At 70.1% G+C, this 21,223-nt stretch carries 23 protein-coding genes; 17 read left to right on the top strand and 6 right to left on the bottom strand.

Going from position 1 to position 21,223, the window contains the following annotated elements; translation table 11 throughout:
• Positions 1–83: 83 nt before the first annotated feature.
• From A3Q40_RS15985 to A3Q40_RS15935, 11 genes are all read left to right on the top strand, one after another.
• Positions 84–992 (top strand): Rossmann-like and DUF2520 domain-containing protein, encoded by a 909-nt coding sequence (locus A3Q40_RS15985; RefSeq protein WP_068103646.1) that lies wholly within the window; start codon positions 84–86, stop codon positions 990–992.
• On the top strand, positions 989–1,900 hold the full coding sequence (gene panC / locus A3Q40_RS15980) for a pantoate--beta-alanine ligase (RefSeq protein ID WP_371831150.1): 912 nt from the start codon (positions 989–991) through the stop codon (positions 1,898–1,900). The genes A3Q40_RS15985 and panC overlap by 4 nt, the downstream gene beginning before the upstream one ends.
• Before the next feature lie 39 nt (positions 1,901–1,939).
• A complete protein-coding gene (gene panD, locus A3Q40_RS15975) occupies positions 1,940–2,374 on the top strand; it encodes an aspartate 1-decarboxylase (RefSeq protein ID WP_068103643.1) in 435 nt (144 codons plus the stop codon).
• The gene (locus tag A3Q40_RS15970; RefSeq protein WP_068103636.1) at positions 2,374–3,168 is read left to right on the top strand and encodes a type III pantothenate kinase; all 795 of its coding nucleotides are present in this window, start codon (positions 2,374–2,376) and stop codon (positions 3,166–3,168) included. Before panD ends, A3Q40_RS15970 begins: the two co-directional genes overlap by 1 nt.
• 208 nt (positions 3,169–3,376) lie before the next feature.
• Positions 3,377–3,937 carry a cysteine dioxygenase gene (locus tag A3Q40_RS15965; RefSeq protein ID WP_068103633.1) on the top strand — a complete coding sequence of 187 codons (561 nt, stop codon included), beginning with the start codon at positions 3,377–3,379 and terminating at the stop codon, positions 3,935–3,937.
• Positions 3,937–4,359 carry a rhodanese-like domain-containing protein gene (locus tag A3Q40_RS15960; protein WP_068103631.1) on the top strand — a complete coding sequence of 141 codons (423 nt, stop codon included), beginning with the start codon at positions 3,937–3,939 and terminating at the stop codon, positions 4,357–4,359. The genes A3Q40_RS15965 and A3Q40_RS15960 overlap by 1 nt, the downstream gene beginning before the upstream one ends.
• 32 nt (positions 4,360–4,391) lie before the next feature.
• On the top strand, positions 4,392–5,912 hold the full coding sequence (lysS, locus tag A3Q40_RS15955) for a lysine--tRNA ligase (RefSeq protein WP_068103629.1): 1,521 nt from the start codon (positions 4,392–4,394) through the stop codon (positions 5,910–5,912).
• A gap of 110 nt (positions 5,913–6,022) precedes the next feature.
• Positions 6,023–6,376 carry a histone-like nucleoid-structuring protein Lsr2 gene (locus A3Q40_RS15950; RefSeq protein ID WP_068103627.1) on the top strand — a complete coding sequence of 118 codons (354 nt, stop codon included), beginning with the start codon at positions 6,023–6,025 and terminating at the stop codon, positions 6,374–6,376.
• A gap of 381 nt (positions 6,377–6,757) precedes the next feature.
• Positions 6,758–9,295, top strand: a complete 2,538-nt coding sequence (locus A3Q40_RS15945; protein WP_068103625.1) for an ATP-dependent Clp protease ATP-binding subunit — start codon at positions 6,758–6,760, stop codon at positions 9,293–9,295.
• A gap of 175 nt (positions 9,296–9,470) precedes the next feature.
• Entirely contained in the window at positions 9,471–10,229 is a 759-nt protein-coding gene (locus A3Q40_RS15940) for a VOC family protein (protein WP_068103623.1), read from the top strand.
• 95 nt (positions 10,230–10,324) lie between these two features.
• A complete protein-coding gene (locus tag A3Q40_RS15935; RefSeq protein WP_068106420.1) occupies positions 10,325–10,759 on the top strand; it encodes an OsmC family peroxiredoxin in 435 nt (144 codons plus the stop codon).
• 56 nt (positions 10,760–10,815) lie between these two features.
• Here A3Q40_RS15935 and A3Q40_RS15930 read toward each other — a convergent pair whose 3' ends face one another.
• Positions 10,816–12,225, bottom strand: coding sequence for a serine hydrolase (locus A3Q40_RS15930; RefSeq protein ID WP_068103621.1), 1,410 nt, complete (start codon positions 12,223–12,225; stop codon positions 10,816–10,818).
• 111 nt (positions 12,226–12,336) lie between these two features.
• A complete protein-coding gene (mhuD, locus tag A3Q40_RS15925; protein ID WP_068103618.1) occupies positions 12,337–12,663 on the bottom strand; it encodes a mycobilin-forming heme oxygenase MhuD in 327 nt (108 codons plus the stop codon).
• A 62-nt stretch (positions 12,664–12,725) separates the two neighbouring features.
• On the opposite strand from mhuD, the gene A3Q40_RS15920 reads away from it, so the two are divergent.
• A complete protein-coding gene (locus A3Q40_RS15920) occupies positions 12,726–13,466 on the top strand; it encodes an alpha/beta fold hydrolase (RefSeq protein ID WP_068106417.1) in 741 nt (246 codons plus the stop codon).
• Positions 13,467–13,479: 13 nt separating this feature from the next.
• On the opposite strand, the gene A3Q40_RS15915 is transcribed toward A3Q40_RS15920, so the two are convergent.
• Entirely contained in the window at positions 13,480–14,379 is a 900-nt protein-coding gene (locus A3Q40_RS15915) for an A/G-specific adenine glycosylase (RefSeq protein ID WP_371831351.1), read from the bottom strand.
• Between the two features lie 84 nt (positions 14,380–14,463).
• Between A3Q40_RS15915 and A3Q40_RS15910 the strand changes: the two genes are divergently transcribed.
• Both A3Q40_RS15910 and A3Q40_RS15905 read left to right on the top strand, forming a co-directional pair.
• Positions 14,464–15,123, top strand: a complete 660-nt coding sequence (locus A3Q40_RS15910) for a carbonic anhydrase (protein ID WP_068103617.1) — start codon at positions 14,464–14,466, stop codon at positions 15,121–15,123.
• Positions 15,124–15,196: 73 nt separating this feature from the next.
• Positions 15,197–15,916, top strand: coding sequence for a hypothetical protein (locus tag A3Q40_RS15905; RefSeq protein WP_068103615.1), 720 nt, complete (start codon positions 15,197–15,199; stop codon positions 15,914–15,916).
• 94 nt (positions 15,917–16,010) lie between these two features.
• On the opposite strand, the gene disA is transcribed toward A3Q40_RS15905, so the two are convergent.
• The 3 genes from disA to A3Q40_RS15890 form a co-directional block, all read right to left on the bottom strand.
• Positions 16,011–17,081, bottom strand: coding sequence for a DNA integrity scanning diadenylate cyclase DisA (disA, locus tag A3Q40_RS15900; protein ID WP_068106412.1), 1,071 nt, complete (start codon positions 17,079–17,081; stop codon positions 16,011–16,013).
• A gap of 93 nt (positions 17,082–17,174) precedes the next feature.
• Positions 17,175–18,665: a DNA repair protein RadA gene (gene radA / locus A3Q40_RS15895; RefSeq protein WP_082834181.1), complete on the bottom strand. Its 1,491-nt coding sequence runs from the start codon at positions 18,663–18,665 to the stop codon at positions 17,175–17,177.
• A gap of 51 nt (positions 18,666–18,716) precedes the next feature.
• Positions 18,717–19,274: a copper chaperone PCu(A)C gene (locus tag A3Q40_RS15890; RefSeq protein ID WP_068103614.1), complete on the bottom strand. Its 558-nt coding sequence runs from the start codon at positions 19,272–19,274 to the stop codon at positions 18,717–18,719.
• Between the two features lie 253 nt (positions 19,275–19,527).
• Here A3Q40_RS15890 and carD point away from each other — a divergent pair, with 253 nt between their 5' ends.
• Genes carD through ispF form a run of 3 tightly spaced genes read left to right on the top strand, consistent with a single transcriptional unit; the run spans position 19,528 to position 21,218 of the window.
• A complete protein-coding gene (gene carD / locus A3Q40_RS15885; protein ID WP_068103613.1) occupies positions 19,528–20,016 on the top strand; it encodes an RNA polymerase-binding transcription factor CarD in 489 nt (162 codons plus the stop codon).
• Positions 20,017–20,041: 25 nt separating this feature from the next.
• Complete coding sequence (gene ispD / locus A3Q40_RS15880; protein WP_068103611.1) at positions 20,042–20,740, top strand: 2-C-methyl-D-erythritol 4-phosphate cytidylyltransferase; 699 nt, start codon at positions 20,042–20,044, stop codon at positions 20,738–20,740.
• 1 nt (position 20,741) lies between these two features.
• Positions 20,742–21,218 (top strand): 2-C-methyl-D-erythritol 2,4-cyclodiphosphate synthase, encoded by a 477-nt coding sequence (gene ispF, locus A3Q40_RS15875; protein ID WP_068103610.1) that lies wholly within the window; start codon positions 20,742–20,744, stop codon positions 21,216–21,218.
• Positions 21,219–21,223 lie beyond the last annotated feature (5 nt).

Below are 21,223 nucleotides of genomic sequence, written 5' to 3'. Positions count from 1 at the left end.
GTCCCCGGCACTACTGTGGCGCTCGATCACTCACGAGTAGTCCGGTACCCGCCAGGCGGGACTGGAACGAACGGAGATTATCGGTGACCACCGATCCTGCGCCGGCGCGTCTGTCCGTCGGCATCGTCTCTGCGGGGCGCGTCGGTACCGCGCTCGGAGAAGCCCTGGACCGCGTGGGTCACGTCGTCTTCGGCTGCTCCGCCGTGTCGGACGCCTCGCTCGCGCGGGCGCGCACCCGTCTCCCGGACGCCGCCGTGCTCCCCGCGGCCGAGGTCGCGGCTCGTAGCGAATTGCTGGTTCTCGCCGTGCCGGACGCCGAACTGCCCGCCCTGGTCCAGGGACTGGCCCGCACCGGGGCCGTGAGCCCGGGAACTCTCGTCCTGCACACGTCCGGGGCCAACGGCGTCGGTGTTCTCGCGCCGCTCGCGGGCAACGGCGTGGTCACCATGGCCGTCCATCCGGCGATGACGTTCAGCGGCAAGCCGGAGGACACCGAGCGACTTTCGTCGGCGTGTTTCGGCATCACCGCCGCGGACGAGATCGGGTTCGCCATCGCTCAGTCGCTCGTTCTCGAGATCGGCGGCGAACCGGTCGGGGTCCGCGAGGACGCCCGCACGCTGTACCACGCCGCGTTGGCGCACGGCAGCAACCATCTGGTGACCGTCGTCAACGACGCTCTCGACGCGCTGCGCACCGCGCTCGCCGACACGGAACTGACGGGGCAGCAGCCGGTGGAGTCGCGCCCCGGCGGCGTGGCGGAACGGGTGCTCGCGCCGTTGTTGTCGGCGGCGCTCGACAACGTCCTCCGCAGCGGGCCCGCCGCCTTGACCGGTCCGGTAGCGCGGGGCGACGCCGACATGGTCGACGCGCACCTGCAAGCGTTGACGGCCCTCGACGACGATCTCGCCGCTGGATACCGCGCGCTGTCCCTGCGCAGTGCGCAACGCACGGGTGCCACCCACATCGTCGATCGCCTGAGGAGGCAGTCGTGACCGGAGAGAGCGGCATGTTCGTGCCGGGTGAATTGACGACGCATCATGCGCCGCAGGCGATTCGGACCGTGACGCGTGTCCTGCGTACGTCCGGACGACGGGTGGTTCTGGTGCCCACCATGGGTGCGCTGCACGCGGGGCACGTCCAGTTGATGGAGATGGCGCGCCGGACGGGCGCCGTAGTGGTGGTCTCGATCTTCGTCAACCCGCTGCAGTTCGGCGCGGGCGAGGATCTCGACGCCTATCCGCGGACGCTCGACGCCGACCTCGACGTCCTGCGTGAGGCCGGCGTGGAGTTGGCTTTCGTGCCCTCGGTGTCGGACATGTACCCGGACGGTCCGCGCACCACGGTGCACCCGGGTCCGTTGGGCTCGGAACTCGAAGGTGCCTCTCGCCCCGGCCATTTCGCGGGGATGTTGACGGTGGTAGCGAAGCTGCTCACCATCGTCGGCCCGGACGCCGCGTACTTCGGTGAGAAGGACTACCAGCAGTTGGTGCTGATCCACCAGATGGTGCGCGATCTGAACCTCGACGTCGAGATCGTCGGTGTCCCGACGGTGCGCGAGTCGGACGGACTGGCCCTGTCCTCGCGCAACCGCTACCTGACGCCGGAGCAGCGGGAAGCCGCCGTCGTCCTGTCCGCGGCGCTGGTGGCCGGTCAGCACGCGGGCGACCGCGGTGCAGATGCCGTGCTCTCGACCGCGAGCGCCGTGCTCGCCGCCGCGCCCGACGTGGACGTCGACTACCTGGAGTTGCGCGGCGCCGACCTGCGTGACCCGCCCGACGAGGGGCGGGGCCGACTCCTGGTCGCCGCGCGCGTCGGCACGACCCGCCTGATCGACAACGTCGGAGTGGCCCTGGGTTCGCCCGCGGACCCCACCGGCGATCGTCATCTCGGCCACTCCTGATCCCCACCTCACGACACCCCACACCCCGAGGACCACGCCATGCTTCGCACCATGATGACGTCGAAGATCCACCGCGCCACCGTCACGCACGCCGATCTGCACTACGTCGGGTCCGTCACCGTCGACCAGGACCTGCTGGACGCGGCGGGTCTGCTCGAGGGCGAGCAGGTGACCATCGTCGACATCGACAACGGCGCCCGGCTCGAGACCTACGCCATTGCCGGGACCCGCGGGTCCGGCGTGATCGGAATCAACGGGGCAGCAGCACATCTGGTGCATCCCGGAGACCTGGTCATCATCATCGCGTACGGGATCCTGAACGAGCAGGAGGTCCTCGACTACGCGCCTCGGGTCGTCTTCGTCGACGCCGACAACCGCCCGGTTCATCTCGGCGCGGACCCGGCCGACGTGCCGGCCGACTCGGGGCTGATCTCGCCGCGCACCCTGGGGCGTGACGTCGCGGTGTCCTACTGATGTTGCTGGCCGTCGACGTTCGGAACACCACGACGGTCCTCGGCGTCTTCACCGGCAGCGGTGTCCATGCGAGCCTGACGGTCCAGCGCCGCCTTCGGACGGATCCGGCGATGACGGCGGACGAGATCGCGCTCGCGTTCCGCGGTCTCCTGGGCCCGGACGTCGACCGGATCACCGCCGTCGCCGCTCTGTCGACGGTGCCGTCGGTGCTGCGCGAGATGCGAACCATGTTGGCGCGCTACTGGTCCCACGTCCCGCAGGTGGTCGTCGAGCCCGGTGTGCGTACCGGTGTGCCGTTGCTGGTCGACAACCCCAAGGAAGTCGGGGCCGACCGTATCGTCAACTGCCTGGCCGCGTACGAGAAGTTCCGAACCCCCTGCATCGTGGTCGATTTCGGCACCTCGACGTGTGTGGACGTGGTCTCCGGCAAGGGTGAGTTCCTGGGCGGCGTCATCGCCCCGGGGCTCGAGATCTCGATGGACGCGCTGGCGTCGCGGTCCGCCGCGCTGCGCAAGGTGGAGCTGGTCAGCCCCCGACACGTGCTGGGCAAGAACACCGTCGAAGCCATGCAGTCCGGTGCGGTCATCGGATTCGCCGGTCTGGTGGACGGAGTGGTCGCCCGAATTCGCGCCGAGGTGCCGGGGATGGAGTCACCCGGCGTGGTCGTGGTGGCGACGGGAGACAGTGCGTCGCTCGTGGCACCGGAATCGACGGTGATCGATCGGGTCGAGCCGACCCTCACGTTGGACGGACTGCAGCTGGTGCACGAGCGGAACCGCGCCCGGCGTCGCTGATCGAGTCGGTCGGTGTCGGATCGGGAGGGGTGGCGGACTCGTCGGGTCTCTGCCACACTGGTCGCCGTGACCTACTGCGCGAACCGGGAGTGTTGTCGGGGCTGACGCCTGCCCCCGACTCGTCGTCACACCTCCCTGGAGTTCCGCTGTGCTGTCCCTCCCTGCGCGTACGCGCACCCCTTCTCGTCGTCCCTCCACCCGCTCGGCCGTGTCCCGGCCCGGCGCTTTCGCCCCCGAGGCAGTGCCGACCACGCTGGCACCCACGTCACTGCGGCCGGCGGACCTGCTCCGACTGACCGATCAGAGCGCCGCCGACGTGCTCGACGGTCGTCACGACGCGCTGCTGCCCCCGGGCGGCTTCCCGCTGGACGAGCGGTGGTCCGCGCGCATCCATTCCGACGACATCGTCGACCTCTGGCTCATCAGCTGGGTCCCCGATCGGTCGACCGAACTGCACGATCATGCCGGGTCGCTGGGTGCGTTGACCGTGCTCTCCGGGGCGCTGAGCGAGTACCGCTGGAACGGAACCACGTTGCAGCACAGGCTTCTTCGCGCCGGTGACCAGGCGTTGTTCCCGCTCGGCTGGGTCCACGACGTGACGCACGCGCCGACGGACGACGGGTCCGCCGCAGCGCAGTCCACGCCGACCCTCAGCGTGCACGCCTACTCACCGCCGCTCACGGCAATGTCGTATTACGACATCGGAGCCGGCGGCGGGCTGCGTCGCACGCGCACCGAGCTGACCGACGTCCCGGAGGGCAGCGCGTGATGACCATCGACGAGATGCTCGACCGGGCCCGCGCGACCTACCGCCGCATGCCGGCGGCGGACCTGCCCGCCGCCGTCGCTCGCGGGGCGATCCTCGTGGACATCAGGCCGCAGGCGCAGCGGGCGGTGGAGGGCACGATGCCCGGTGCGCTCGCCGTCGAACGCAACGTGCTCGAGTGGCGGCTCGATCCGCTGTCCTCCGCACGCCTCGCGGCCGCGGTCGACCACGACGTCGAATGGATCGTGTTGTGCTCGGAGGGATACACCTCCTCGCTCGCCGCCGCCGCGCTGCAGGAGCTCGGACTGCACCGGGCGACGGACGTCGTCGGCGGGTACCAGGCCATTCGCGCGGCCGGTCTGCTGGGCGTCGTCGGCCGGGCGCGGCACTGCCTCCGTGAGGGGCGTGCGCTGGTCGCGCACTAGGCCCGGTGACCGGCGCACTAGGCTGAACGTCCGTGACCGACGCAGCCCCCACCCCCGCGCCCGACGACACCCCGGAGCAGTTGCGCATCCGTCGCGAGAAGCGCGCGCGCCTGCTGGAGTCCGGACGTGAGGCCTACCCGGTGTCCGTCGACCGCACCCACTCGCTCGCCGAGGTCCGCGCGGCGCATCCGGACCTCGCGCCCGACACCCATACCGGGGAGCGGGTGGGTGTGGCCGGTCGGGTCATCTTCCTGCGCAACACCGGCAAGCTGTGCTTCGCGACGCTGCAGGACGGCGACGGGACGCAACTGCAGGCGATGATCTCGCTCGCCGGTGTCGGTGAGGAGTCGCTGGCGCAGTGGAAGTCGGACGTGGATCTCGGCGACATCGTGTTCGTCGGCGGCGAGGTGATCGCGTCGCGACGCGGCGAGTTGTCGGTGATGGCGGACCGGTGGGCGATGGCGTCGAAGTCGTTGCGTCCCTTGCCGGTGGCGCACAAGGACATGTCGGAGGAGTCGCGGGTCCGGCAGCGGTACGTCGATCTCATCGTCCGGCCGGAGGCGCGGGAGAACGCGCGGCGGCGGGTCCGGGCGCTGCGTGCGCTGCGGGACGGTCTCGAGCGGCGAGGGTTCCTCGAGATCGAGACTCCGATGCTGCAGACGCTCCACGGCGGCGCCGCGGCGCGACCCTTCGTGACGCACTCGAATGCGCTCGACATCGACCTGTACCTCCGGATCGCTCCGGAACTGTTCCTCAAGCGCGCCGTGGTCGGCGGCATCGACCGAGTCTTCGAGATCAACCGCAACTTCCGCAACGAGGGTGTGGATTCCACGCACTCGCCGGAGTTCGCGATGCTCGAGACCTACGAGGCCTACGGCACGTACGACGACTCGGCGGTCATGACCCGCGAGTTGATCCAGGAAGTGGTGCAGGCGGTGTACGGCAGCCTGCAGGTCACTCTCGCCGACGGGACGGAGTACGACTTCGCCGGCGAATGGCGGAGCATCGAGATGTATCCGTCGCTGTCGGAGGCGATCGGGGTGTCGGTGACTCCGGACACGAGCGTCGACGAGCTGCGCGCCCTGGCCGACCGGGTCGGTCTCGAGGTGCCGGAGGGCAAGGGATGGGGCCACGGCAAGCTCGTCGAGGAGCTGTGGGAACACAGCTGCCGCGACCAGCTGACGGTGCCCACCTTCGTCCGCGACTTCCCGGTGGAGACGTCGCCGCTGGTCCGCGCGCATCGCTCGACGCCGGGCGTCGTCGAGAAGTGGGATCTCTACGTTCGCGGCTTCGAGCTCGCCACCGGTTACTCGGAACTGGTGGATCCGGTGGTGCAGCGCGACCGCTTCGCCGACCAGGCCCGGCTCGCGTCGGCCGGTGACGACGAGGCGATGGTGCTGGACGAGGACTTCCTCGCGGCCATGGAGTACGGAATGCCGCCCACCACGGGCACCGGAATGGGCATCGACCGACTGTTGATGGCGCTCACGGGACACGGGATTCGCGAAACCATCCTCTTCCCGCTCGTCCGGCCGGACCGCGGACGCCACTGACCCGAAACGGGCTTTCCGGTCCGAGAGGTGCCCTCGATCGGGCTTTCCGCGTAATATGGTCTGGCACGGTACACAAAGCCGCCGTGGTCGGGGATCGGGGGAATGTGAAAATGGTCAAAAAGGTCACTGTCACGTTGGTTGACGACATGGACGACGTCCCCGCCGACGAGACGATTTCCATCGGTCTCGACGGCACGTGGTACGAGATCGACCTGTCCGAATCCAACGCCGCTGATCTGCGTGAACACATGGACAAGTGGATCCATCACGCGCGTCGCGTCACGTCGCGGGGGAACTCGGAGCCGGGAACGGCGCCGACGGCGGGACGGTCGCGACCGCGCGGCGCGGCGGATCGGGCCCGGAGCGCGGCGATCCGGGAATGGGCCAAGGAACAGGGTTTCGAGATCAGCGAGCGCGGCCGCATATCGTCGGAGATCGTGCGCGCCTGGGAACGCCGTAACTGATCGGTCGGCAGGAATGCGGCTCGTCGTCCGTCGTCATTCGGACGAATGACACGACATCCAATCCTACGGCGCATTCTTTATTCTCGGTCACGAGTGTCTCCGTGGCCGTTCGCTGACGGCGGACGGCCGCGTCCCATGTCGCACCCGCCGACTGGTAACGATCGGCCCGCCCCGTGCGTTGTGTCCGGTACGAGGGTTCGCCGCGGGGCGGCCTGTCGCCCCGGCGGAGCGCACGTGCGGAATGCACGTCGTTCGCCGTCGGCGGAACTTCCCCGCTGACCGGCACCCTCCCGGTCACGACAACTAGAGTGAGTCGTGGGGGACCGGGGTTCGATGCACCAGAGTGTCGGAACCCGCCCGCCATGAGTGTGAGGGAGAGCGATGTTCGAGAGGTTCACCGACCGCGCACGGCGCGTCGTCGTCCTGGCCCAAGAAGAGGCCCGGATGCTCAACCACAACTACATCGGCACGGAGCACATCCTGCTGGGCCTCATCCACGAGGGTGAAGGCGTGGCGGCGAAGTCCCTGGAGTCGCTCGGGATCTCCCTCGAAGGTGTGCGCAGCCAGGTCGAGGAGATCATCGGCCAGGGCCAGCAGGCGCCGTCCGGGCACATCCCGTTCACGCCCCGTGCCAAGAAGGTCCTCGAGCTCAGCCTCCGCGAGGCGCTGCAGCTCGGACACAACTACATCGGCACCGAGCACATCCTGCTCGGCCTCATTCGCGAGGGCGAGGGCGTCGCCGCCCAGGTCCTGGTGAAGCTGGGCGCCGATCTCAACCGCGTGCGCCAGCAGGTCATTCAGCTGCTGTCCGGCTACCAGGGCAAGGAGCCCAGCGAGTCCGGAACCGGCGGCCGCGGCGAGGCCGGCACGCCGTCCACGTCGCTGGTGCTCGACCAGTTCGGACGCAACCTGACGCAGGCCGCCCTCGAGGGCAAGCTCGATCCGGTCATCGGCCGCTCGAAGGAGATCGAGCGTGTTATGCAGGTGCTGAGCCGCCGCACCAAGAACAACCCGGTGCTCATCGGCGAGCCCGGCGTCGGCAAGACCGCCGTCGTCGAGGGTCTCGCACAGGCCATCGTCAACGGCGAGGTTCCGGAGACGCTGAAGGACAAGCAGCTGTACACCCTCGACCTCGGGTCGTTGGTCGCCGGCAGCCGGTACCGCGGTGATTTCGAGGAGCGCCTGAAGAAGGTGCTCAAGGAGATCAACACCCGCGGCGACATCATCCTGTTCATCGACGAGCTGCACACGCTCGTCGGCGCGGGTGCCGCCGAGGGCGCGATCGACGCCGCCTCGATCCTCAAGCCGAAGCTGGCTCGTGGCGAGCTGCAGACCATCGGTGCCACCACGCTGGACGAGTACCGCAAGTACATCGAGAAGGACGCCGCACTCGAGCGCCGCTTCCAGCCGGTGCAGGTGGGCGAGCCGTCGGTCGACCACACCATCGAGATCCTCAAGGGTCTGCGCGACCGGTACGAGGCGCACCACCGCGTCTCCATCACCGACAGCGCACTGGTCGCCGCCGCCACGCTGGCGGATCGCTACATCAACGACCGGTTCCTGCCGGACAAGGCGATCGACCTCATCGACGAGGCGGGCGCGCGCATGCGCATCCGCCGGATGACCGCGCCGCCGGACCTGCGCGAGTTCGACGACAAGATCGCCGACGCGCGTCGCGAGAAGGAGTCCGCGATCGACGCGCAGGACTTCGAGAAGGCCGCGAACCTGCGCGACAAGGAGAAGCAGCTCGTCGCGCAGCGCGCCGAGCGCGAGAAGCAGTGGCGTTCCGGTGACCTGGACGTCATCGCCGAGGTCGACGACAACGAGATCGCCGAGGTCCTGGGCAACTGGACCGGCATCCCGGTGTTCAAGCTGACCGAGGAGGAGACCACCCGTCTGCTGCGCATGGAGGACGAGCTCCACAAGCGCATCATCGGTCAGGTCGAGGCCGTCAAGGCCGTGTCGAAGGCGATCCGTCGCACCCGCGCCGGTCTGAAGGACCCCAAGCGCCCGTCGGGCTCGTTCATCTTCGCCGGCCCCTCGGGTGTCGGTAAGACCGAGCTGTCGAAGGCCCTGGCGAACTTCCTCTTCGGCGAGGACGACGCCCTCATCCAGATCGACATGGGCGAGTTCCACGACCGGTTCACCGCCTCGCGTCTGTTCGGTGCGCCTCCCGGCTACGTGGGTTACGAAGAGGGCGGCCAGCTCACCGAGAAGGTGCGTCGCAAGCCGTTCTCCGTGGTGCTGTTCGACGAGATCGAGAAGGCCCACCAGGAGATCTACAACACGCTCCTGCAGGTCCTCGAGGACGGCCGTCTCACCGACGGTCAGGGACGCACGGTCGACTTCAAGAACACCGTGTTGATCTTCACCTCGAACCTCGGTACGTCGGACATCTCCAAGGCCGTCGGCCTCGGCTTCAGCTCGGGTGAGGGCAACAGCTCGAACTACGAGCGCATGAAGCTCAAGGTGCACGACGAGCTGAAGAAGCACTTCCGGCCCGAGTTCCTCAACCGCATCGACGACATCGTCGTGTTCCACCAGCTCACGCAGGACGAGATCATTCGCATGGTCGACCTCATGCTGAGCCGCGTGGAGGTGGCGCTGAAGAACAAGGACATGGCCATCGAGGTCACCGACAAGGCCAAGGCTCTGCTGGCCAAGCGCGGCTTCGACCCGGTCCTCGGTGCCCGCCCGTTGCGTCGGACCATCCAGCGCGAGATCGAGGACCAGCTGTCGGAGAAGATCCTCTTCGGCGAGGTCGAGCCCGGTCAGATCGTGCTGGTCGACGTCGACAACTGGGACGGCGAGGGCCAGGGCGAGGACGCCGTGTTCACCTTCCGAGGCGAGAAGAAGCCGATCACGCTTCCCGACGACCTCACGGTGGATCTGGCGAAGTCGGGCGAGAGCTCGGAGTAGACGTCACGAGAACGGGCCGCACCCCTCAGGAGGTGCGGCCCGTTCGTCGTGTCCGGCCGCGTGCATACCCGCGCTGCGACCGTGCAGCCGCGCTGCTCGTTCGCAGCGCCGGGGAAACCACAGCGCGGGAGCGAGGGGCCGATGAGTTCCCGGCCCCGGCGGAGTCGGTACGGGTATGGCTACCGCAACCGTGAACAGCATGCTTCTGTCGAGCGAGAACCCCGACGCGCTCGCCGAGTGGTACAGCGCGGTGTTCGACGCGCCCGTGTACCGCGAGATGGGGCCGTACGCCGTGCTCGACCTGGACGGCTTCTTCGTCATGTTCGACAAGCGTGACGACGTCACCGGGCCCAACCGGGACGGCGCCCGGTCCATCCTCAATCTCGAGCCCGACGACCCGGCGGCCGTGGCGGCACGAATCGACGACCTCGGTGGCACCTGGGTGAGTCCCCTGGAGAACCGCGACGGCCATCTGTTCGCCACCGCCCGGGATCCGGACGGCAACTGGATCCAACTGATCCGTCTGAGCGACGAGGCGGAAGCGGAGATGGGTGCGCCCACCACCCCGTTCTGCGGGGTCGCGGTGCGAAACATCGAGGAGGCCGCCGCCTTCTACCGCGACGTGCTGGGCATGCGCGTTCTGCCGACCGCGATGGGCACGGCCTGGCTGCGGATCGACCGTCGAACGACGGTGCTGCTCTATCCGAAGCCGGACCACGTCCCGGCGCAGCACACGGTCCTCAATCTGCCGGTCGCCGACGTCGCGAGCGCCGTGGCGGACCTCGCGGGCAAGGGAGTCGACTTCCTGCGGTACGACGGCTTCCCGCAGGACGAGCACGGCGTCATGCGGGGCCGTGGGCCCGATATCGCGTGGTTCACGGACCCGTCCGGCAACGTCGTGTCCGTTCTCGCCGCGGGACCGCCGCCGCAGTGACGGGCGGGGACCGCGGCGAGGCATGAAAATCGGCCCGTTCGGGCATCCTCGTGATGTCGGAATCCTTGTCACCCGATCGGAAGGTTCACCCGCAGATGCCTACTCGTACCGCACGCACCGCCTGGAACGGCACCCTCGAGCAGGGGTCCGGCCAGGTGGAGTTGTCCAGCTCCAAGGCCGGGACGTTCGATGTCTCGTTCCCCAAGCGCGCCGCCGAGGACGCGGGGGGCACCACCAGCCCCGAGGAGCTCATCGCCGCGGCTCACACGTCGTGCTACGCGATGCAGCTCTCGGCCCTCATCGCCGAGGCCGGCGGCACGCCGCAGAGCCTCGAGGTCAGTGCTGACGTCTCGCTCGGCCCGGACACGCAGGGCTTCAAGCTGACGGGTATCGCACTCACCGTGCGTGGTGAGGTCGAGGGTCTGGACGCCGACGGGTTCGCCAAGGCGGCGCAGGACGCCAAGGACACCTGCCCGGTCAGCAAGGCGCTCACCGGCGTCGAGATCACGCTGGACGCTTCGCTCGACTGACACCGTCCCCGACGCCCCGCCTGCATCCCGAGGATGTGGCGCGGGGCGTTCGCGTGTCAGAGGAACGCGCTGCTGCGCGTCACCAGCTCGAAGGCGTACGCGTTGTCCAGCGGGCCGATCGGGGTGTCGGAGGCGAGCTGGATCGAGATCACCCAGTCCTGCCCTGCCGTGTCCGTCAGCAACCAGGCACCGGCGACCTCGCCGGGGGCGTTGCCGTTCTTGTATCCCGCGTAGGTCCACCGCGTCGGGTCGAACTGCCCACCCGGATTCTGGGCGAGGATCTGCCGGACGACGTCGTTCTGCGGCCCGACCGACAGCGACGCGAGTGCCGCGCAGAGGTCGGACCCACTCGCGTACCACCCGATACCATCCGCGGTGGCCGGCCGCGTCGCGATGCCGACGTAGTCGAGATCGGCCGTCGCGGGGTCGACCGGATTGCTGTCGATGGTCCGGTCGGCGATCCCGGCCAGGATCTGCCGTCGTTCGGCGGTGCTCGCGTCGCGCCACTGCGCCCGGCCGTCGGGGCGGCCCCAACCGAGCAGAAAGAACTCGCGGGTGGTGAGGAACGGCGTGAGCGCAGCGACGTCGGAACTGCCCGTCGCGGCCACCTCCGCCTCGACCGCCGCGCGGCCCACGCGATCGATCAGCAGGTCGGTGGCGGTGTTGTCGCTGATCGCGATCATGGCGTCGGCGGCCTCGCGCACGGTGACGACCGTGCCTTCGGGTGCGAGTTGTAATCGTCCCGACGGGGCCGACTTGCGGGCGTCGGTGACGGTGAGCGGTTCGTCCCAGGTCAGCGTGCCGGCGTCGACCGCGCGAGCGACGGCTCCCAGGACGTAGAGCTTGGCGACGGACGCGAGGGGGAGTGTCTCGCCCGAGTTCAGGTCGTGGACGGTGGTGCAGCTCCCGGCGTCGACCCGCGAGACGGTGAAGGAGGTCCGGGCGCCGAGGGCGAGCAGAGCGGCGTCGACGTCGGCGAACGTCGCCACGTCGGGGGTGTCGGGCAGCGCCTGGATTCCGGCCAGACGCCCGCCCTCGGCGGCGAGTCGGAGGGTCACTGCGGTGCCCCGACCCGTCCGCAGGGTTACCGTGGACTCCGATCCCTCGTCGACGCGATCGGTGACCGTGATCGGCGCGCTCTGCTGGATCTGGGCGATCGGGCCCAGCAGTCCGCCGATGGGGGCCAGCTCACCGGTGAGTTCGGGGGTCGCGAGGGCGTCGACGGCGACGGGGTCGATGGACAGTGGGTCGGTCGTGGTGATCCACCCGAGCAGGGTGTCGGCGACGGGCGTGACCGCGGCGGCCGGGCGCTCGACGGGCTCCGACTCGGCGGAGGTGGTGGCGGCGCCGCGGGCCGCCCCGGACTCGAGCAGGGGATCGACGCTGCCGCACGCGGTCAGACCGAGGGCGACCACGACGGCGACGATCGTGCGGTGGCCGCCGTTCCGGGGTAGTGCCAGCCGCATGTGCGCCGCCTCGTCCGTCGGGAGATCGAGGCGGGTGCCCCGACCGGGATGTCGCCTCCGACCCTAGCCATTCCGTCCCGCGGGACCGTCCCGAGGTCCGGTACGGCCGGGTTATTCGGGCGTGTCGCCCGTTCGGGTGGCCGGGACGTCGAGGACCACGTCGAACTCGAGCAACGACGCACCCGACGCGACCGGCTTGGCACGCTCCCCTGAGTGGGCGGCGCGGGCGGGTCCGCTCGACCAGGCCTGGAACGACTCCTCGTCCTCCCACTGGGTGACGACGAAGTAGCGGTCCTCGCCCTTGACCGGACGAAGCAACTGGAATCCGAGGAAGCCCGGCGAGCCCTCGACCGCGCCGGCGCGCGCCGCGAAGCGCTTCTCGAGTTCCGGTCCCGCGCCGTCGGGAACCTCGATGGCATTGATCTTCACCACTGGCATACCGCGAGGCTACCGGGCGGTCGACCGAGGCCGGCGGGGCTACGGTGGGCGTCGTGGTGGCCGTGCTGACCGACGTCGGGGGAACGGGCGAGCCGATCGTGCTGTTGCACGGGCTGATGGGCAGTGGGCGAACCTGGGGTCGTCAGGTGCCCTGGCTGCGCGCGTTCGGACAGGTGTACGTCGTCGACGCCGAGGGACATCGCGGTGCGCGAGAATCTCGTGCGGTGCCGACGACGGACGACTTCGTCGACGACCTCGTGGACGTGCTGGGGGACGTCGGACCCGCGACGGTGATCGGTCATTCGATGGGCGGGCTGCACGGGTGGTGCCTCGCGGCACGACGGCCGGATCTGGTGCGCGCGTTGGTGGTCGAGGACATGGCGCCCGATTTCCGCGGTCTCACGTCGGCCGGGTGGGCGGCCTCGATCGAGGCGTGGCCGCAGCCGTTTCCCGATGCCGACGCGGTCCGGTCCTGGTTCGGCGACGTCGCCGGCCGGTACTTCCTCGACTCGTTCGAGCGACGGGACGACGGTTGGTGGCTGCACGGGGACGTGGCGACCTTTCGCGCGATCGCGGACGAGTGGGGTCGCCGCGACTTCTGGTCGGAGTGGACGTCCGTCCGCGCCCCGGTGCTGCTGATCGAGGCCGGGCATTCCGTGACACCGTCGGGACAGATGGCGAGAATGCATGCACTGCAACCGTTGTCGACCCACGTGGTGGTGGCCGGCGCCGGGCATCTGGTCCACGACGACCGCCCCGAGGACTACCGCCGGATCGTCACCGACTTCCTTCGCGCCCGCTGACCGTCGTCGCGCGTCAGCGCCCGGCCTCCCCGGCCAGGGCGAAGTCCCCGTGCGCCGTCTGCTCGATCAATCCGTCGTCGAGCAGTGAGGCCAGGGCTCGCTCCCGCTGACCGGGATCGATGGTCCACACCTGGTCGAGCCGCGGCTTGGCCACCGGAGAATCGCTGCCGCGCAACACGTCCATGAGCAGTCCGCGCACCTGCCGGTCGGTCCCGGCGAACTTCTGGACGGAGCGCGCGGGGCCCTCGAGGGGCGGCCGACCGGCCGAGACCCACGCACACTCCGGGAGCGGACAGCGGCCGCAGTCCGGCGTTCGGGCCTTGCAGATCACCGCACCGAGTTCCATGAGCGCGGCCGAGAACGTCACCGCGGTGGGAACGTCCGTCGGCAACAAAGCCTGCGCATCGGCGAGATCTCTGGTGGTACTGGGGTTCCCGGCGTCGGCGCGGCCGTGGATCGCGCGGGCGATCACGCGGCGAACGTTGGTGTCCACGACGGGAACTCGTTGACCGTGGGCGAAACAAGCCACGGCGCGGGCGGTGTAGGCACCGACGCCCGGCAGCGTCAGCAACGTCTCGACGTCCTCGGGTGTCCGGTCGCCGTGCTGCTCGGCGAGCACCGCGGCGCAGTCGTGCAGGCGCATCGCGCGGCGCGGGTAGCCGAGCTTGCCCCACGCCCGCAGGACCTCGCCGCGTCCGGCGGCCGCCATCGCCGACGGCACCGGCCACCTCTCGATCCACTCCTGCCAGATCGGGGCGACACGCGCAACGGGGGTCTGTTGCAACATGACCTCGCTGACCAGGATCTGCCAGCCGGTGACGCCGGGACGGCGCCACGGCAGATCGCGCGCGTCGGTGCGGAACCAGTCGACGAGCGTCTCCGTGAGCACACCGGACGAACCGGAACCGGTCACCGAAAGACCTCCCCTGGGCAGTGACGATGTCGAATGCGCCGAGGGCTACGTGCGGGTAACCCATGCGTCGGTCACACTGTAAGCATGTCGAACACGAGTCCCCGCGAAGCCTGGACCGCACTCGTCGAAGGGAACCGGCGCTTCGTCGCCGACACCCCCGAGCATCCCAGTCAGGGAATCGACCATCGCGCCTCGCTGGTCGGCGGTCAGCACCCCTCGGCCATCGTCTTCGGTTGCGCGGATTCCCGCGTGGCCGCCGAGATCATCTTCGACCAGGGCCTCGGCGACATGTTCGTCGTGCGTACCGCCGGCCACGTCGTCGACTCCGCGGTGCTCGGCTCCATCGAGTTCGGCGTCGAGGTGCTGAACACCCCGCTCATCGTTGTGCTCGGTCACGACAGCTGCGGCGCCGTGAAGGCCACCATCGATGCGCTCGAGGCCGGAACCGTCCCCGGCGGGTTCATCCGCGACATCGTCGAGCGTGTCACCCCGTCGGTGCTCGAGGCCCGTCGTGAGGGCATCGACGGTGTCGACGAGGTGGTCGCCCGCCACGTCCTCGAGACCGGCAACCTGCTCACGCAGCGTTCCCCGATCATCGAGCGCCGCATCGAATCCGGGAAGCTCGCGATCGTCGGCGCCACCTACAAGCTGTCCGACGGGCGTATCGAACTCCAGGGCGCCATCGGTGACGTCGGGGAGACCGGCGTCGGCGGGTTCGAGCGACGGGCCACAGCGAACGCCTGACGCGTGAAGGGCGGACCCCGACACGCCGCGCCGGTTTCGGGGTTCGTCGCGACGCTGCACCTACGGTTGTAATGTGCTCGAGCCCAATGGACCTTTGCCCCCCGAGATCTACTGGCGCCGTCGTGCGCTGGCGATCGGCGGCGCGGTGGTGGTCATCGGGCTCGTCGTCTGGCTCGTCGTCTCGCTGACCGGCGGCGGATCGTCGGACACGCAGTCCGCAGCCGCCTCCGCCTCGCTGGCCCCGTCCGCGGCCACCACCTACCGTCCCGACGCCTCGGCCACCGGATCCAACCAAGGTTCCGGCGGTTCGGGCGGCGGTGGCGGTGGGGCCGCGGCGAACGACGACGCATCCTCGAGCGGAACCACGACGACCACCACGACGTCGTCCACGCCCGTTCCGCCCGGCCAGTGCCCCGATTCCTCCCTGGCGGTCCGGGCCACGCCCGATCAGCCGTCCTATCCGGCGGGTCAGGAACCGGGGTTCACGGTCGTGGTCACCAACATCGGGACCACCGCGTGCGAGCGGGATCTCGGATCGGGTCTGCAGCAGGTCCTCGTGTACACCCTCGAGGGCCGTCGGCTGTGGTCCAACACCGACTGCTTCCCCGCCGGCGCGGCCGACCTGCGCACTCTGCGCCCGGGCGAGCAGGCGCCCTTCACGGTGAAGTGGTCCGGCACCACCTCCGAGCCGGGCTGCACCGCCCCGCGCGAACCCGTCGGCGCCGGCGCCTACTCGGTGGTCGGCCAGCTGGGCCAGTTGCGCAGCGCCCCGGAGCCTTTCAACCTCACCTGAACCCGTTCCCCGCGCGCGGTGCGCAGCGCAGCCGGATCCGCGTGTGTTGCAGCCAGCGCGCGATGAGGTGCGCTGCGCAGCGGGTCGGGGAGGGTCAGTCGAAGGGTCCGGAGATACTGGCCTCGGCCATGCGCGACAGGCCTTCTCGAATGTGGCGGGCCCACAGTCCGCCGATCCCCTCCACCGACTGCAGGTCCGCCGCCGTGGCCGCGAGCAGGGTCTGCAGCGTGCCGAACGAGGTCACCAGCCGGTGGATCTGACCGAACTGCAGCCGGGGAACCCGCGTGAGCAGCCGGTAGCCGCGGGGGCTCATCGGCGCGTCGAGGGCCTCGATGGTGCCGGGGTACCCCAGGGCGCGCGCGAGCACGGTCAGGTCGAGCAGGTCGACGTCGGTGAGGCGGTCGAGGGCGGCCAGCGCTCGCTCGACGGCGGCCGTGGTGGGCGGTTCGGTGCCGGCCAGGTAGTCGCGCACCACCAGTTGGCGTGCGATGTCGTTGTCGCCCACCAACTCCTCGAGCTGGAGCGCCAATTGCCGCCCGTCCGTGCCGAGTTCGAGGACGTTCTGCTCGATCTCCACCGACACCCGACGCACCATCTCGAGTCGCTGCGCCACCGTGAGGGCATCGCGGAGGGTCACCGAGTCCTCGATCTCGACGACGGAGAGCTGACGGCTCACCTCGTCCAGCCGGGCCTTGTAGCGCTCCAACGTGGCGACGGCCTGATTGGCGCGCGAGAGAATCGTGGCGGACCCTTCGATGACGTGCCGAGTCCCGCCGACGTACACGCTGAGAATGCTCATCGACTGACTCACCGACACCACGGGGTAGCCGGTGTGGATCGCGGTGCGCTCGGCGGCCCGGTGCCGGGTGCCCGATTCCACCGTGGGGATGGTGTGGTCCGGCACGAGCTGGACGTTGGCGCGAACGATGCGCGTCCCGTCGGTGGACAGCACCACCGCCCCGTCCATCTTGGACAACTCGCGCAGGCGGGTGGGGGCGAACTCGACGTCCAGGACGAAGCCGCCGTCGCAGATGGACTCCACCTCGGCGTCGTACCCCAGCACGATCAGGCCGCCGGTACGGCCGCGCAGGATGCGTTCGAGTCCGTCGCGCAGAGCTGTGCCCGGCGCCAGGTCGGCGATGGCGTCGCGCAGGGTGGCGGACACCCGCGGCCGATCGTCGTCGGTCGGGCCCGCGAACGGAGGCACGGACACGGTCTCGGTCACCCGTACTCCCTCCTGGCGCCGGTTTTCTCCCGCTCAGGGTACCGCCACGGACTCCCCGGTCTCCGCGCGACGGTCCGACGGCCGACGAGCGTCCGACGACGGGTCGGCTCGGCCGCGTCGAGAACGGACCGTGGCGGCCAGGGCCTCGGCCACGGTGCCGACCGGCAGCAGGCGCATCCCGCGCGGGGCCGTGGTGGGTCGCTCGCCGCCCGCGGTGTCGCGCGGTACCACCGCCCGCGTGAAACCGAGGCGCGCGGCCTCGGCCAACCGCCGGTCGACGCCCGCCACTCGGCGGACCTCCCCGGCCAGTCCGACCTCGCCGAGCACGACGGTGTCCGGCGGCAGGGCGACGTCGAGAACCGCCGACGCCACGGCGAGGGTGACCGCGAGATCGACCACCGGCTCGGTGGTCCGCATGCCGCCCACCGTGGCCGCGTAGACCTCGTGACTGCCGACCTTGATGCCGCATCGCCGCTCGAGTACGGCGAGGTTCATCGCCACCCGCGCTGCGTCGAGGCCGCTGACCGCACGGCGCGGCGTCGGCATCTGGGTGGGGGCGACCAGCGCCTGGACCTCGGCGAGCAGGGCGCGCTTGCCGTCCATGGTGACCGTCACCGCCGTGCCGGGGACCGAGTCGGATCGGTGGTGGAGGAACAGGCCGGACGGGTCGCCGATGCCCTCGATTCCGCCCTCGCGCAACTCGAAGCACCCCACCTCGTCGGCCGCGCCGAAGCGGTTCTTGACGCCGCGGACCATGCGGAGCGTGGAGTGCTTGTCCCCCTCGAAGTGCAGCACCACGTCCACCAGGTGCTCGAGCGACCGCGGCCCGGCCACCGCGCCGTCCTTGGTGACGTGGCCGACCAGGATCACCGCCACCCCGTGGCCCTTGGCCAGCGACGTGAGCGCCGACGTGATGGCCCGTACCTGCGTGACGCCGCCGATCACCCCGTCGACGTCGGAGGCCTGCATGGTCTGTACCGAGTCGACGATCACGAGGGTCGGGGACACCTGCTCGACGTGACCGAAGACCGTCGCCAGATCGTTCTCCGCCGCGAGGTAGACCCGTTCGTGAACCGCCCCGGTGCGGTCCGCGCGCAGGCGTACCTGGCCCGCGGACTCCTCGCCCGTGACGTAGAGCGCGACGTCCTCGGGGCTGCGTTCGGCCCAGCGTCGAACGACCTCGAGGAGCAGGGTCGACTTGCCGACGCCGGGCTCACCGGCGAGCAACACCACCGAGCCGGGCACGATGCCGCCGCCGAGCACGCGGTCGAGCTCCGCGACGCCGGTGGGGCGCGCGACCGACGACGTGCTGGAGATCTCGGTCATCCGCCGCGCGGGCGACGTCGGGATCATCGATCCCGCACCGACTTTCGCGGCGCTGGAGCCGGCCCGGCCGGTCACCGGGACGGCGAGCGTGACCTCGTCCATGGAGCCCCAGGTCTCGCACTCCGGGCAGCGGCCCACCCATTTCGCGACGACGTGCGAGCAGTGGGAACAGCGATAGCTGGTGCGAGTCTTGGCCACGGACCGCACCCTAGGGGGCCGGTCCGACAGGACCGGGCGCGAGCCGGGAGACTACTCGGCGCGCGGGGTGACCGGGCCGGCGTCGACCGGCACGTCCACGCGGACCTCGCCGGCGTTCTCGAAGACGAACGTGGCGGGCACGGTGAGGCCTGGGCGGACCTGATCGCTGAGGTCCTCGAGGATCACGGTGAGCTCGTCGCTCTCCGGGTCGGTGATCTGGCCGGCCGGGACGCCGCCGGTGACCGAGGCCTGCGGGGCGATCTCGACGCCCCCGGCGGGCGCGCCCTCGAGGACGACGTCGGCCGCGTCCTCGGTCTCGATGGACACCAGGCGGTCGGCCTCGGTGGCGCTGGTGTTGATCGCGGTGAAGACGAGCTCGGCGCGGCCACCCTCCTCGAGGCGGAACTCCGAGCTGGTGGGGAAGAGCACGTGCACGTTGCGCAACTGAATGTTCGCCTGGTCCGCACCGTTGCCGTTGATGGCGGCGACCTGCGTGGCGGTCTGGGCGATCTGTCCGGCGCCGCACGCGGACAGTGACAGGGCGGCACCGACGGCCACGGCGGCGGCCGCGACGCGAGCCGGGCGGAAGGGGCGAAGCGTTGCGGTCACTGGGTTCGTCCTCCATGTATGAGCACCGTCGGCCGATACTCGCCGTCGCGGCGCTGCGCGTCCACTACGGGAGAGCGTAGTAGCCGAACCCCCCGCGTTTCCCGCTGGGGCACTCCCGGGCCCCCTCGATACACGGATCCGAGGTGGTGTCAACCCCGACGGCAAACCCCCTGCATGCTCTGACCTGCACCGTTGGCCGGAAGCCCATCGGAGGGCGTGTTAAACTGGCCATATCGAAAGGGGCTACGAACACATGATTTTCAAGGTCGGAGACACCGTCGTCTACCCGCACCACGGAGCGGCGCTGATCGAAGCTATCGAAACACGAACCATCAAGGGCGAGCAGAAGGAATACCTCGTTCTCAAGGTTGCGCAGGGTGATCTGACCGTTCGAGTTCCGGCCGACAACGCCGAGTACGTGGGTGTGCGGGACGTCGTGGGCCAGGAGGGTCTGGACAAGGTGTTCCAGGTTCTGCGTGCGCCCCACACCGAGGAGCCCACCAACTGGTCGCGTCGGTACAAGGCCAACCTCGAGAAGTTGGCCTCGGGTGACGTGAACAAGGTCGCCGAGGTCGTGCGCGACCTGTGGCGTCGTGAGCAGGACCGCGGCCTGTCCGCGGGTGAGAAGCGCATGCTCGCCAAGGCCCGTCAGATCCTGGTGGGCGAGTTGGCTCTGGCCGAGGGAACCGACCAGGTCAAGGCCGACACCATTCTCGACGAGGTTCTGGCCGCGGCGTCCTGACCGCGAGCTGCACCGAGTACCGCTGATGGCGTCCGTCGCTGCTCTGGTTCCGGCTGCGGGGATGGGGCTCCGCCTCGGCGAGAATCTCCCCAAGGCGTTCGTGGATCTGGGTGGACGCACTCTTCTCGACTGGGCGCTGGACGGCCTGCTGGCCTCCGGCGCCCTGTCGCATGTGGTGGTCGTGGTCCCCGACCGGCTGGTGGACCGCACCCGGGACATCTGCGCGCGAGTGTCCGGCGACCTGCCGATCGACGTCGTCGTCGGGGGCGCCGAGCGCGCCGACTCGGTGCGTGCCGGTCTACGTGCCGCCGCCCGGGCCGACGTGATCCTGGTGCACGACGCCGCCCGGTGCCTGACCCCGCCGGAGACCGTCGCCCGCGTCGTCGACGCCGTGATCGCCGGGTCGCCCGCGGTGGTGCCCGTGCTGCCGGTGGTCGACACCATGAAGTCCGTGGATGCCGACGGCGTCGTCACCGGCACCGTCGACCGCGCGTCGTTGCGGTCGGTGCAGACGCCCCAGGGTTTCGACGCCGACGTGCTGCGGCGTGCGCATGCGGCCGCGGACCACGCCACCGACGACGCCGGCCTGGTGGAGCGGCTGGGTGTCCCGGTGACCACCGTCGCCGGTCATCCCGAAGCCTTCAAGATCACCACCCCGATGGACCTGGTGCTGGCCCGCGCGGTGCTCGCGGCGCGGCACCCGGTCGGAAGCGAGAGTCGCTGAGATGCGCGTGGGAATCGGTTCGGACGTCCACCCGATCGAGGTGGGCCGGGACTGCTGGTTGGCCGGGCTGCGGTTCGACGACGCCGACGGGTGCTCGGGCCATTCGGACGGCGACGTCGCCGCGCACGCGCTGTGCGACGCGCTGCTGTCCGCCGCCGGGCTCGGCGATCTGGGCTCGGTGTTCGGCACCGGCAAGCCCGAGTGGGACGGAGTGAGCGGCGCGACCATGCTCACGCACGTGCGTGAGCTGCTGGTCGAGCACGGGTTCCGGGTGGGCAACGCCGCGGTCCAGATCATCGGCAACCGCCCCAAGATCGGCCCCCGTCGGGCGGAGGCGCAGCAGGTGCTCTCGGCGGTGGTGGGAGCGCCGGTGTCGGTCTCGGCCACCACGACGGACGGATTGGGACTCACCGGCCGCGGCGAGGGCATCGCGGCCGTGGCCACCGCCCTGGTCCTGGACGGACCGGATTCCCGGTAGAATCG

This window comes from Rhodococcus sp. PBTS 1 (assembly GCF_001620025.1).
GTDB lineage: Bacteria > Actinomycetota > Actinomycetes > Mycobacteriales > Mycobacteriaceae > Rhodococcoides > Rhodococcoides kroppenstedtii.
The sequence above is the reverse complement of the archived record's forward strand: the minus strand, read 5'-3'. Positions and strand labels throughout refer to the sequence as shown.

Bases quoted from the DNA above. Each gene is read 5' to 3' on its own strand.
- A3Q40_RS15935 (WP_068106420.1), top strand. From the start codon at position 10,325: ATGCCTACTCGTACCGCACGCACCGCCTGGAACGGCACCCTCGAGCAG.
- A3Q40_RS15960 (WP_068103631.1), top strand. From the start codon at position 3,937: ATGACCATCGACGAGATGCTCGACCGGGCCCGCGCGACCTACCGCCGC.
- ispD (WP_068103611.1), top strand. From the start codon at position 20,042: ATGGCGTCCGTCGCTGCTCTGGTTCCGGCTGCGGGGATGGGGCTCCGC.
- A3Q40_RS15910 (WP_068103617.1), top strand. From the start codon at position 14,464: ATGTCGAACACGAGTCCCCGCGAAGCCTGGACCGCACTCGTCGAAGGG.
- carD (WP_068103613.1), top strand. From the start codon at position 19,528: ATGATTTTCAAGGTCGGAGACACCGTCGTCTACCCGCACCACGGAGCG.
- A3Q40_RS15940 (WP_068103623.1), top strand. From the start codon at position 9,471: ATGGCTACCGCAACCGTGAACAGCATGCTTCTGTCGAGCGAGAACCCC.
- A3Q40_RS15970 (WP_068103636.1), top strand. From the start codon at position 2,374: ATGTTGCTGGCCGTCGACGTTCGGAACACCACGACGGTCCTCGGCGTC.
- mhuD (WP_068103618.1), bottom strand. From the start codon at position 12,663: ATGCCAGTGGTGAAGATCAATGCCATCGAGGTTCCCGACGGCGCGGGA.
- A3Q40_RS15950 (WP_068103627.1), top strand. From the start codon at position 6,023: ATGGTCAAAAAGGTCACTGTCACGTTGGTTGACGACATGGACGACGTC.
- panD (WP_068103643.1), top strand. From the start codon at position 1,940: ATGCTTCGCACCATGATGACGTCGAAGATCCACCGCGCCACCGTCACG.
- ispF (WP_068103610.1), top strand. From the start codon at position 20,742: ATGCGCGTGGGAATCGGTTCGGACGTCCACCCGATCGAGGTGGGCCGG.
- A3Q40_RS15945 (WP_068103625.1), top strand. From the start codon at position 6,758: ATGTTCGAGAGGTTCACCGACCGCGCACGGCGCGTCGTCGTCCTGGCC.
- A3Q40_RS15930 (WP_068103621.1), bottom strand. From the start codon at position 12,225: ATGCGGCTGGCACTACCCCGGAACGGCGGCCACCGCACGATCGTCGCC.